Consider the following 12,393-nt stretch of genomic DNA (forward strand, 5'->3'; position numbering starts at 1 on the left):
GGTAGGTTGAGCGAATATTGCTTAATAAATCAATCCCGTTAGCTATCATCTTTTTTAATTCGGAATTATTAGTCACATTGACTTTTATCGACTTATTCAAATCGTCAAGTTCATTTTGATATTGCATTTTCTTTTTACCATACTCTTCGGCAGAAATCACGTCGTCAACCAATAAATCCTGAAGTTTGTCTAAACGATGGAAAGTAGCTGAATTTTAGATTTTATAGCCTTAACATCAATTTGTAAAATTCAATAGACTTCAAAACTTTCCCAGAAATTCAATTACATAAAGTACCGATAGCCATTTTACTTTTACGAAAATCAGGCAGCGCTCGTGCCTTTGCATTTATTTATACGATAAAATGTAGCCTAATACGTCATAATTTTTCGCATTAATCGTGTAATATCGTTATTCTGCCTATTTAAATTATATAATACACTAAATAAAATGTTAAAGAGTGTCGATTTGTTACCTTTGTCAATTTAAAATAATCGCTCTATATTATTTACATGCCAAATAATGTCATTTTTTTACCTGAAGGCTTACAAATCATCAATTTCAATTGGCAATATATATACCTAAATGACATTGCATTAGCCCATGCCGGAAAAGTCCGGAAAGAACTTATTGGGGTCACGATGATGTGCGCTTTCCCAGGAATAGAGACCTTGCCTTTTTTTTCAATGCTGAAAGAAAGTATGGCAACACGAGAAGCGATACGATTTGAAAATCAATTTGTTTATGAAAATGGTGTTTCATGTTGGTTCGACCTTCGGGTACAACCTTGTGATGAAGGCATCAGTATCTACTCTTTAGATATAACTGAAAGAAAAGAACAGGAAAACAAACTGAAAAAAGCCAATGAGTTGTACGCATTGCTTACACATATCAGTCAGAAAATAGTAACTGTTAAGGATGAAGATGAACTTTTCAGGGATTGCTGCAGCCTTGCATTGCGATTTGGCGATTTTAAAATGGCATGGATTGGCCTGTTCGATACCGACCTGAAGGTCCTGACAATGGTAGATCAAAGTGGCATCCCGGAGGAAGAACTGGCACTATTTCATGAAGCACTTAAAAAACCAAACGACCAACTTGCCTACATTGTGAAGTCAGGAAAATATTATATTTCAACCGATATTCAAAACGACACAGAGCTTCAGCCATGGCGACTATACGCCCGGAAACACTCCATCACCTCCTGTATTTTACTTCCGATAAGGAAGTCAGGGCAAATCATAGGGCTTTTCAGCCTTTACTCGGCAGAATCGCATTTGTCAGATGATGAAATCACATTACTTGAACAAATTACGACTGACATATCACAGGCGCTGGATATATTTGAACAGGTAAAAAAACAGCAGGAGACACAAAAATTATTATTGCAACACGAGCAGCAATTCAGGTATACACTGGACCACATGATCGAGGGAGCGCAAATTCATGATTTTGACTGGCGCTACACGTATGTCAATGATGCATTGGTTAAATACACTACTTATCAGAAAGAGGAATTGATAGGTTATACAATAATGGACAAATTTCCGGGCATAGAGCAGACACCGGTGTTTGCCACGTTGGAACGCTGTATGAGGGAACGTATTTCTGAGAAAATGGAAACCGAATTTATTTTTCCCGATGGTTCGACAGGCAATTTCGAATTAAGTATCCAACCCGTTCCGGAGGGCCTCTTTATCCTATCATGGGATACAGGGAAACAATTAAAGGCAAAAGAAAAACTTACAAAGGCCAACAGGCTGTATGCATTTACCAGCGCGATTAACCAGAATATCGTACAAATCAATAACGAGCAGGAACTGTTGGACAATATCTGTAGAAGCGCATACAATATTGGTGGATTTAAACTTGCCTGGATCAAACTGCTCGATGGTCAGTACATTAAAAGGGTAAGCACGGCCGGCACCGAGGAGGGTATGGCTTTTGCTGCCAGGTTCAGCCATCAGCACGTAGACGATCCGGTTCTTGCAGGTACTACCACTGAGATTGTCCTCCGTTCGGGGAAGTATACCATCATCAATGATGTCATGAACAATGATGAAATGGCATTCTGGAAACCTTACATGCGCGAATGCGGAGTGCAATCATCCATTGCGCTTCCAATTAAGAAGTTCGGTGTAACTGTTGGGGTATTTGGATTGCAATCGGGCGTTATAGATTTTTTTGATAAAGAAGAAACCGCCTTATTACTGGAAGTAGCCGATGACATATCTTTTGCGCTTGAAAATTTTGAAAAAGCCAGACTCCATAAGGCCACTGAGGAACTTCTTGAGAAAAATGAAAGACTATTCCGGGCCCTTATAGAAAAAAGTGTCGACATCAAAACGCTGACAACCTCCGACGGTCAGATTATTTATGGTAGTCCGTCGCTGACCAAAATTATGGGCTACGGCATCGGAGAGTTACTTCACACCTCATTGTTAGACCTTATACATCCGGACGATCTTCGGGCATTTACAGATCGCAGGAACCGAATCATTGGCACTGCGGGTGCAACTTTTAATTTTCAACACCGCAAAAAGCATAAGGATGGGCGTTGGCTTTGGTTTGAAGGAAGTGTCACCAATATGCTAAACGAACCGGGAATTGGGGCAATGGTATCTAATTTCAGGGATATAACAGATAAAAAGTTATTGGAGCAGCAGCAGGAGTTCGACCGAAACAACCTGAACGCCCTGATTAACAACACGAATGACTTATTGTGGAGCATTGACAGGGATTATAAGTTGATCACTTCTAACCTGCCATTCGATGAGTTCGTTAAGAAGCTTTCAGGCAAAGCAGTCAAAAAAGGAATTGATGTGCTTAAAAACAGCGGCAACCGGAAGCAGTCGTTGAGATTTCGTAAATTTTATGAACGTGCCTTTTCCGGAGAACAGTTTACCACTCTTGAGCACAATACCCACCCGGAAGAGTTCTGGTCCGAAATTTCTTTCTGTCCCATCCGAAAAGGAAATGAGATTATTGGTGCCGCCTGCCATTCCAGAAATATCACTGAACGGATCAAAGCCGAGCATTTATTACGCCAAAGCGATATATTCAACCGCGGTATATTGGATTCTTTAAGTGCCCATATCGCTGTCGTCAATGCGTCCGGCCAAATCATTACTGTGAACGATTCCTGGAGACGCTTTGCCATAGAAAATAGTGATTCCGGATTGAAAAGCACCAGTGAGGGAAAAAACTATTTTGAGACATTCCGCAATGCATCAGAAAATGGTGATATGGATGCAGCCAACGTGCTTAAGCAGATTAAGGAAGTGATAAAGGGAACGCTAACAGACTTTTACTATGAATACCCATGCCACTCCGAAACTGAAGAACGATGGTTTTCAATGCTTGTCCGTAAGTTTGAGAGCGATGAAACGCTCATCGTGATCTCACATCAGGATATCACAAACCGTAAACTTATTGAAAGCCAATTGCTCCTCAATAATGAATCGCTTCAAAAGACCAACAACGAGCTGGATCGATTCGTATACAGTGTATCGCATGACCTACGCTCGCCACTGACGTCCGTATTGGGACTTACCGGCCTGATTGAGGCAGAAAGTAAGGAAGAAGATACGTTGCTGCATATCGGCATGATCAAAAACAGTATTACAAGGCTGGATAATTTCATCCGGAATATCCTTAGCTATTCCAGGAACAACCGCACTGAAGTACGAAGCGAAGAGATTCGCGTCAGTGAAACGGTCAATGAAATCGTAACCATGCTTTCAGGAGCAAAGGAGGCGGACGGCATACGGCTCGAAATTGATATTGTTGAGGACTTTACGTTTTATTCCGACAGCCAGCGTTTTACTACCATCCTGGAGAACCTGATTTCCAATGCCATCAAATACCATAAAAAAGAAATCCCGGATAGGTTTATAAAAATATCCGGCACTGTTGACGAACAAACCCTTCAACTGCAAATTGAGGACAACGGCATCGGTATTGCGAAAATACATCATGCCAAAATATTTGACATGTTCTTCCGTCTGGCCAACACCGGCAATGGTTCCGGAATCGGATTGTATATAGTAAGGGAAAGCATAGAGAAAATGAACGGTAGCATTGCAATTGATTCCGCGGAAGGCAGGGGTACCAAATTTACAATAACATTAAAAAATCTAAGTCATGAAATCCACTCCTGATGTTCCGTGTAAAAGTGTTATGGTTGTCGATGACAGCGATATCGACCGTTATATTGCAAAAAAAATCCTCGCGCAGCACGATCCGTTTTGCCCTGAGGTAATGTCTTATGAAAATCCGCTGGAGGCCCTAAGTTATCTTGGTTTGAATCAGGAGAATATTGAAGCACTGCCAAAATTCATTTTCCTTGATATCTATATGCCGGAAATGTCCGGTTTCGAATTCATGGAAGCGTACAGCCATTTTTCAGGCACGCTGAAAAATCATTGTTCGGTGTACATCGTGTCATCGACGATCGATCCGCATGATTTGGTACGTGCTAAAAAAGATGCGAATGTCGTGGAATTGCACGTAAAGCCTATAAACAGCCAATTCCTGTCAAAGCTTGCCGGATAAAAGATTATACCGATAATAGCATTACTTTATTATCTTATATAATATCAGAAAAAATACTTTGCCTTTAATCGATTGACTAATAAAAAACATCGAATGAATTTAATGCCTATCAACTCGATTATTGTAAGTAAAGATTCGGAAAGTATTGCCATGCTCAGGAATTTTGAAAAAGAAAATGCGATAATCCTGCAGATTACGGGTGTGGCAGACGGTGCTGATGAAGGCGTTGCGCTTACGTACCTGAAAAGACCGGATCTGATATTCCTGGACGGGAAAGTCGATACAACCCTTTTTTTTAATCAATTAGGCAGGAAAGAATTTAATATCCCGAAAGTCATCGTAATTTCGACGGATTACTATGATGCCGTAAAAGCATTTACATATAATGCCGTTGATTTTATACTGAAACCCGCCGGGTTCAATGTGATAATGATGGCGATGTACAAAGTAATCAAGCGCATCGAAATGGAACGCTCCTTACAAAACCAGAATGTTGAAAAAGTTTCCCGAAGCAGTGACAGCGCCAAAGGATTTGTAGCAGTATCATCACTTGACAAAATTGAATTGCTTCAGATGTCGGATATCCTGTTCTGCAAGTCTGACGGAAGATATACTGTGTTTCATCTTTCAGACGGCAGGAAAGTCACATCGAGCCGCAATCTTGGAGAGTATAGTAAAATCCTTGATGATAATTTCTTCTTCAGGGTACACAATTCTTACATCGTGAATCTTTTACATGTGAAGCAGATTGTAAAGAAAGATGGCTATTTTTGCGAATTTGCAGCTGGTTTAACCGTTCCGGTTGCGACACGAAGACAGGAAGAATTCCAGAAATTCATGAAACTATAGCAATCCTCCCATCAACTGACATGAACTACAAAAGCGTATAAAATGAAAACACCGTTTAAGCAAATTATGATTATTGATGATAATCCAGTGGATTTGTACATTGGATCGCGTATGATCATAAACAACCTGTTCGCCGAAAAAGTAAATGAATGCTCTTCTGCATCAGAAGCATTGCAGTTCCTGCAAAACAATCAGGATGATCCGGAAAAGCTGCCACAGGTGATTTTCGTCGACATATACATGCCGGAGATGTCGGGTTTTGATTTTATGGATCAATATGCAATGCTGCCTCCATCGCTTAAAAACCATTGCAGGGTGTACATACTTTCCTCTTCAATTGATGACACCGATATTGTCCGTTCGCAGGTCGATCCCAATACCGGTGTATTCCTGGTAAAGCCCATTACCAAGGAATTCCTGGACAGGATTGCTGACGGGACTTACTAAGTTTCATCCGTTCTCCCGGCATGCGATTTACTTCTGTCCCTTTTTATTTATCCGGTCAATTTTACAATGAAATGAACACAGACCAGTTCATTTTTAATCTCAGCCCGACCACCTAAAAGTACTTATACCTTATTTCACGCAGTTATACTCCGTAACGCGCGAATATTACTTTTACCCTTCTTTATTGTGAATTAAGGCAGACATTTACCCTAACCAATACAACGAATTGGTGCAGATAATTCTCACTTTAACGCTCCATATCATGAAAAAAATTACAAAAAAAGGTAACGGCCTGCTGTGTGTTGCATTTGTACTGTCCGCTTTTCTGTCTTCTTCAATAGCCACAGCGGCACAATCGGGAATAAAAGTATCGAACTCGGTTCACACTGCGAACCGATATGCACCAACACTGACAACAGATTCATTGAACAGCGTAAACGTAACGGATACTACTGAGGTTGAAAAACATCGCATCTGGCTTACACTTGAGGCGGACAATTTGGTAACTACCATTTTGGTAGGTTACGTTCCCGGTGCGACTTTAGGGGTAGATGCCGGTTACGATTGCGTAAATTTCTGGAACCCTGACAGCGCATTTTATTCCTTGATTTACGGAGATGCATACCTCATCCAGGGCCGTCCTCTGCCATTCACAACTGATGACGTAGTGCCGTTGGGCTTCAAAGCGTTGCAGGCAGGGAATCTTATCATTTCTGTTATTGATGCGGATGGCATATTTTCCGAAGGCCAGGAAATACTCTTAAGAGACAAACTTAACGGTACGACGAGCAGCATTAACAATACCCCTTACAATTTCACCAGCGATAGCGGGACTTTTAATGACCGTTTTGAAATCGTATACACCAATGCCAATCTGGCAATCAGCACATTTGGTATTGCCAAAGATGTAAGAGTCTATGCTAAAGAAGGCAAAGTATTTGTACAAAGTCCTGAGAACATCGATACAGTCAGGATATTCGATCTTCAGGGAAGATTGCTTTCAGAACGCAGTGATGTAAATGGTCCTTATTATCAAACAGAAGAGTTAGAGGCTGGCAGACAACTTTTGATTGTTCAGGTTGCAGACAAACAAGGTCATACTATCGTAAAGAAAATCATGAATTGATTACCCATTTTATCCGATTGCCATCTGAATTTGGTGGGTAGTAATGCGAGTTGCAGCAGATGGAAGTTGCACGTCATTGCTACCCGATGGCGCGGGTTGTAAAACTTAATTTAAAAAAACTGCATGCCGTGCTCCGGTAGAGTTTGTACGATTGTTCCGATTACAATGTGCGTTGATTCAATGTCAGGGCAGTACACAGCGAGCCGTTCATCCCATTCCTTCAGGCCGGCAGCCGTAAGCAGATTCCACACCGTCAGTCATCCCCTCCGTTTCCAAGGCTTTGGCGCTTATTTTTCTGATAACGGCATCAAGTTGTTGGGAGGCATCACTGATCAGTCTTAAAATTTTTTTATTTTCAGGGTCTGTAATATCTTCAAAATTGAATAATGCCGTTAATCCCATAATACTGGAAAGTGGCGCCCTGACCTCATGCGATTGCGACCATGCTATTTCCCTGAATTTCGCATTCTGCCTTTCAATCCTTTTAAGGTAAAGGTGTTGCGTGGTGATATCTCTCGAAAAGCAGCTGATTCCTATGATTTCATCATTAATATCGCATATAGGGTTAAAGCTGATTTCTTCAAATATTTCCTTCCCGTCGTAAAGATCTTCAACGACTATTTTATACGCTTCCCCTTCGAAGGCCCTTTTAAAATAGTCCTGCCACCTTAAAAAGCGCTCCTGATTGAAATCCGCTTCGTTTACAGTACCATCCGTTTTACCGGTAATCCATGCCAGGCGCTTCCAGAAAGCATCGTTGGCACTGATGATATTATTCTGGCGGTCGACAGACCAAATAATATCGGTGGTGTTATTGATAATAGCACGCAGGCTGCGCTCGTCATTCGCAATTTTTTGCTGGATTTTCTTCTGCTCTGTGATGTCCACAAAATAAACCGCGATGCCGTCCTTGGTAGGATAAACGTTCATAGATCCCCAAACGCCAAGAGGGGCATACAATTCTTCAAAATGTACACTGATTCTATGTGTCATGGCTCTTTCATACTCTTCGTAGAATTTCCCTTCCCGGGAATGGGGAAAAGAATCCCACAGGTCTTTACCGATTACTTCTTCGCGCCTGCGGCCAAGTACCTTTTCTGCAGTTTTGTTGAAATAGGTAATTTCCCAATTTCTGTTGAGCGCATAAAAACCGTCCGTGATACTTTCGAGGATATCGTGAATCTCGGCACTCTTTTCGGCAACTGCCATCTCGGTGCGTACTTTCTGGTCAATGTCGACTGCCAGGACTGATTTTGCATTCCTGCCGTTGAACTTCGTGCTGTGCGCATAGATATGCACATAAAATATATCGCCGTTTTTTCGGCAATGCTGCCACATACCAAAATCAAAGTAACTGTCAGGGACATTGACATTGGCTTTTATAAAAAATTCGATTGTATGTGATGGCCGTATCTGTGTTACTTTCAGAGAAAGGAACTCTTCCCTGCTATAGCCATATTGATGAAGGGTCGCATCATTAACCGCTAAAAAGTCATAGGTGCGGTCGTCATAGATATACATTGGCGCCGGACTTTCATTAAAGAGCCGTCCGTAATTTTTCATTTTCTGTCAGTTAAGGAATGGGGCGATTCGCTGTCTACAAAATTATCGTTTTTCGAAGTAGCAATGGCCTTTTTAAGGATTTTATTCTCACGGTATTTTCGCTGTTGTAATACATGGCAAAAAAATATCAGAACACCCAACTGCCGTGAACATGCATTTATCCGGCAATAAACAGACCATATTGGGATGACCAGCAAATTGTGACTGCAGCATTTATACAAAAGCCAAGGCCAGCAACTTTAAATCCTCCACCGGAAAGTTCGGTAATTGTATATTAGACTCCACAATTCTTACTTAATGTAAAAAAAAGCCCATAACCCTTAGTATTTATGGGCTTTTTATGCTTTTTGTCTCATAAAAATACCTAGTATCTTCTTTTATCCATGATATATTCAACTAAAGACGTCCTAATGAAGAATATTGCCCGGGATTTCGGTTATATTAAATAACGATTGATAATGTAACATTAATTTAATGTTCGGATAATATGAAACCGGTAACTAAACTGATGAATCGTAAACTAATCATCAGAACAATTAAAAATTAGTATTATGGAAAATTTATGGAAAAACAATAAGGACGGTAGTTTCACTTTAATCCGAAACGGCAACGAGGCCGGGGTCTATAATGATTCTAATTCCGGAAAATCCTGTACGGCAATAATCACGCTCAAAAACAGTCAATATAAAATAAACAGGAAAGGATTCTGGAAAACGGATATCTTACTGTGTGATGAGGCTGGTAAAGAAGTACTTTGGGTAAAGTCTTTAAACTGGTATGGCCGATCGTATACATTAACGTTTGACAATGAAACTTTCACACTTAAAATAGGAAACAATCCACTGTCAGAATGGTCCCTTTATAAAAATGATATACTGCAGCTGACTTATAGCTTAAAAAGCTTGAATGGAAAATCAGGTTTGGAAATCCGGGAAGATTTCGATAATCCGGTTTGGTTTCACTATCTTTTATGGTACCTTATTAAACCGGTTATTGTTGAAAATACGGGATCGGACGATGAGCTGATGTTATTATTGGTAGCGGCGGCTTCTTAAGCAACTCTTACAGATGACTCTTGAACAAAGTATAAAGACGTATTTTGGTGTAATTCATGCTGAAGAACTTACACAGATCAGCGTATTATTTCAACCGGAAAAGGTAAAAAAAGGAGATTATCTGCTACATACAGGCAAAGTATGTGACAGACTGTGTTTTATCCAATCAGGTATGTTGCGAATTTTCGTAAGCAACGAAGATAAAGAAGTAACGCAATGGATTTCTACTCCGGGATATTTTGTTACTGATCTGTCAAGCCTTCTGTTTAAGCAACCCGCACGTTGGACAATACAAGCGCTTACAGATTGCACTTTATATACTATAGACAGGGTTGACTATGATCGAATCGGAGATATCATTCCCAAATGGCACCAACTTGAAAAATTATTTATTGCAAAATGCTTTACAATACTGGAGGATCGCATTTTCATTCATCTTTCTATGTCGGCTGAAGAGCGATACGATTTCTTTTTTTCGAATAATAAAGACCTCTTTAATCAGGTGCCGTTACAGTACCTTGCGTCAATGTTGGGAATGACTCCGGAAACATTAAGCCGCATCCGAAGGAAAAGACTCAAGTCTTGATTTATATCAAGTGCCCATAAAATTCGTCGCCATACATTTGAATTATAATTTTAATTCAAATGAAATGAAGAATTTATTGAAATCAGAGGAGCTTGGGCTATTTGGACTTTGTATTTTTTTGTTCAGCAGATTGCCTTTATCATGGTGGTGGTTTGTCGGATTATTATTTCTGCCTGATATAGGAATGTTGGGCTACCTTATTTCTCGAAAGGTTGGTGCATTTACATATAATTTTTTCCATCATCGCCTGTTAGCATCAGTTATTGCAGTAATAGCGATTGCAAATGGTAATATATACTGGCAGCTTACCGCAATAGTACTTTTTGCACACATTTCGTTTGACAGGATATGGGGGTATGGATTAAAATATAATGATAGCTTCAATAACACGCATCTGGGCAATATTGGCAAGTCATAAACATACGGATTTCAATTTCAATCAGATATTAATTTGTAATTCATAATGTCCGGTATGAAATTTAATAAATGTTCAACCCTGGAACAAAAACCGCTTTGCTAATTTTATGTAAATAAATTTAGAAAGATGAAAATTGCATTAATTACAGGTGTTACAAGAAGAGAAGGCTTAGGCTTCGAGACAGCAATGCAAATGGTGGATTTAGGCTACAATGTTATTATATCGGGACGCGATTTCACAAAAGTCCGTGTACTGGCCGGAGAATTAAACGCCAGCGGAATGGAATTGGATGTGACATCCGAAGAAAGCATTAAAGATGCCGCAAGTTATGTCCGGGAGAATTACGGAAAATTGGATGCATTAATCAACAACGCAGGTGGCTACTACGATGCCGGGGCTCAACCACTTGAAATTAATATCGAATTTGCAAAATCGGCTTTTGAAACAAATCTTTTTGGCGCACTGCGTGTGATCAAGGCATTTATGCCACTGCACGAGGAAAGTGGATCAGCAAGAATTGTGAATGTTTCCAGCGGTGCCGGTTCATTTTCAGATCCGATTTTCGGGTTGTCAAACAATCAAAGTATTGCGCCGGTTTACAGTATGACCAAATTAGCTTTAAATGGACTTACGGTAAAAATTGCAGGACAAATAAATCATTCCAAAATAAAAATAAACTCGGTCTGCCCCGGATTTGTTGCTACTTATCCAGGAACGGCAGAATGGGGTGCAAGACCTGTAAATGAAGGGGCTTCGGGGATAGTTTGGGCTGCAACATTGCCGGACGATGGGCCTACGGGAGGCTTTTTCAGGGATGGTAAGGTTTTACAATGGTAAATTAACTTTAAATTTCATGCAACGCGTCCTTTAAAGTATTAAAAAACTTAATCTGCGGATAAAACGGAGGCTCTTCATCGTGTACCATCGCCCCGACTACCCACAATTCACTTTGAGGGGTGAGTATATTGCTGTGAACTTCTGACACAAACTTCTTAAATGCATGTTTTGAAGGTGCTACGGTCGCGTAGGCTACATAAATAATTTCTTTAAATGCACTTTTAAAGCTTTCCAGGCTATTTATCGGAACACTCTCTCCCAAATAGATTGTCTTAAATCCCTGTGCAACGAGCTCATAATTAAGGTACAGTAACCCAAGTTCGTGAATTTCACCAACCGGAAGAAATAGAATATATACCTTATCACTTTTTGGCGCATTAGATAATAATGCATTCGTATTGTTCAATATTTTAAGCCTGATCAGATAACTGATGAAGTGCTCATGGGCAGGAGTGATTGTGCGTGTTTGCCATAAGACACCAATATCTTCTAAGAGCGGTATGAAATATTCGAAGAAAACCTGCCGGAATGACCGATGACTCAAAAGATGCTCATAAGTTTCCATGAACAAATGCTGATCAAACGTCATCATTGCCAATTTGAGACGATGGGATATGTGATTGCGATCATACTTTTCTGAATAGGACTGCCAAACCAACGAATCCATCTCATCGATACTCATCTTCGAAATCCGGGAAGGCTTAAAGCCATATTTCATAAGCAATACAACATTTAACAATTTTTGCAGGTTGGCAATGTCGTAAGCCCTTACATTTAAATCGCTTCGGATGGGTTCCAACAGGTTGTAGCGCCGTTCCCAAACCCTTATGGTGTGCGCTTTTATGCCGGAAAGGTTTTCCAAATCTCCTATTGCAAATACTGTTTTAATATTATTTCCATGCATATGTAATAAATATCAAATTGATAAGTAATGACCGATTTAAATATATAAACAAATAC

General features: G+C 40.2%; 11 protein-coding genes. 9 read left to right on the forward strand and 2 right to left on the reverse strand.

What is annotated here, in order from left to right; genetic code table 11:
• Nucleotides 1-510: 510 nt before the first annotated feature.
• From HYN49_RS13040 to HYN49_RS13060, 5 genes are all read left to right on the forward strand, one after another.
• A complete protein-coding gene (locus HYN49_RS13040) occupies nucleotides 511-4,158 on the forward strand; it encodes a PAS domain S-box protein (RefSeq protein WP_108904520.1) in 3,648 nt (1,215 codons plus the stop codon).
• Nucleotides 4,142-4,552, forward strand: coding sequence for a response regulator (locus HYN49_RS13045; protein ID WP_108904521.1), 411 nt, complete (start codon nucleotides 4,142-4,144; stop codon nucleotides 4,550-4,552). Before HYN49_RS13040 ends, HYN49_RS13045 begins: the two co-directional genes overlap by 17 nt.
• A gap of 93 nt (nucleotides 4,553-4,645) precedes the next feature.
• Entirely contained in the window at nucleotides 4,646-5,401 is a 756-nt protein-coding gene (locus HYN49_RS13050; protein WP_108904522.1) for a LytR/AlgR family response regulator transcription factor, read from the forward strand.
• A gap of 42 nt (nucleotides 5,402-5,443) precedes the next feature.
• A complete protein-coding gene (locus HYN49_RS13055) occupies nucleotides 5,444-5,848 on the forward strand; it encodes a response regulator (protein ID WP_108904523.1) in 405 nt (134 codons plus the stop codon).
• Between the two features lie 262 nt (nucleotides 5,849-6,110).
• Entirely contained in the window at nucleotides 6,111-6,974 is an 864-nt protein-coding gene (locus tag HYN49_RS13060) for a hypothetical protein (protein WP_108904524.1), read from the forward strand.
• Between the two features lie 207 nt (nucleotides 6,975-7,181).
• Here the strand turns inward: HYN49_RS13060 and HYN49_RS13065 are convergent, their stop codons facing one another.
• Nucleotides 7,182-8,537: a PAS domain S-box protein gene (locus HYN49_RS13065; RefSeq protein ID WP_108904525.1), complete on the reverse strand. Its 1,356-nt coding sequence runs from the start codon at nucleotides 8,535-8,537 to the stop codon at nucleotides 7,182-7,184.
• Nucleotides 8,538-9,088: 551 nt separating this feature from the next.
• Here HYN49_RS13065 and HYN49_RS13070 point away from each other — a divergent pair.
• The 4 genes from HYN49_RS13070 (at nucleotide 9,089) to HYN49_RS13085 (ending at nucleotide 11,433) form a co-directional block, all read left to right on the forward strand.
• Complete coding sequence (locus HYN49_RS13070; protein WP_108904526.1) at nucleotides 9,089-9,592, forward strand: hypothetical protein; 504 nt, start codon at nucleotides 9,089-9,091, stop codon at nucleotides 9,590-9,592.
• Between the two features lie 13 nt (nucleotides 9,593-9,605).
• On the forward strand, nucleotides 9,606-10,178 hold the full coding sequence (locus HYN49_RS13075; RefSeq protein ID WP_108904527.1) for a Crp/Fnr family transcriptional regulator: 573 nt from the start codon (nucleotides 9,606-9,608) through the stop codon (nucleotides 10,176-10,178).
• Nucleotides 10,179-10,242: 64 nt separating this feature from the next.
• Nucleotides 10,243-10,596: a DUF4260 domain-containing protein gene (locus tag HYN49_RS13080; RefSeq protein WP_108904528.1), complete on the forward strand. Its 354-nt coding sequence runs from the start codon at nucleotides 10,243-10,245 to the stop codon at nucleotides 10,594-10,596.
• A 126-nt stretch (nucleotides 10,597-10,722) separates the two neighbouring features.
• Nucleotides 10,723-11,433 carry an SDR family NAD(P)-dependent oxidoreductase gene (locus tag HYN49_RS13085; protein WP_108904529.1) on the forward strand — a complete coding sequence of 237 codons (711 nt, stop codon included), beginning with the start codon at nucleotides 10,723-10,725 and terminating at the stop codon, nucleotides 11,431-11,433.
• Between the two features lie 7 nt (nucleotides 11,434-11,440).
• Here HYN49_RS13085 and HYN49_RS13090 read toward each other — a convergent pair whose 3' ends face one another.
• A complete protein-coding gene (locus HYN49_RS13090; RefSeq protein ID WP_108904530.1) occupies nucleotides 11,441-12,337 on the reverse strand; it encodes a MerR family transcriptional regulator in 897 nt (298 codons plus the stop codon).
• Between the last annotated feature and the right edge of the window lie 56 nt (nucleotides 12,338-12,393).

The sequence above is a fragment of the Flavobacterium pallidum genome (genome assembly GCF_003097535.1).
Classification (GTDB): Bacteria; Bacteroidota; Bacteroidia; order Flavobacteriales; family Flavobacteriaceae; genus Flavobacterium; species Flavobacterium pallidum.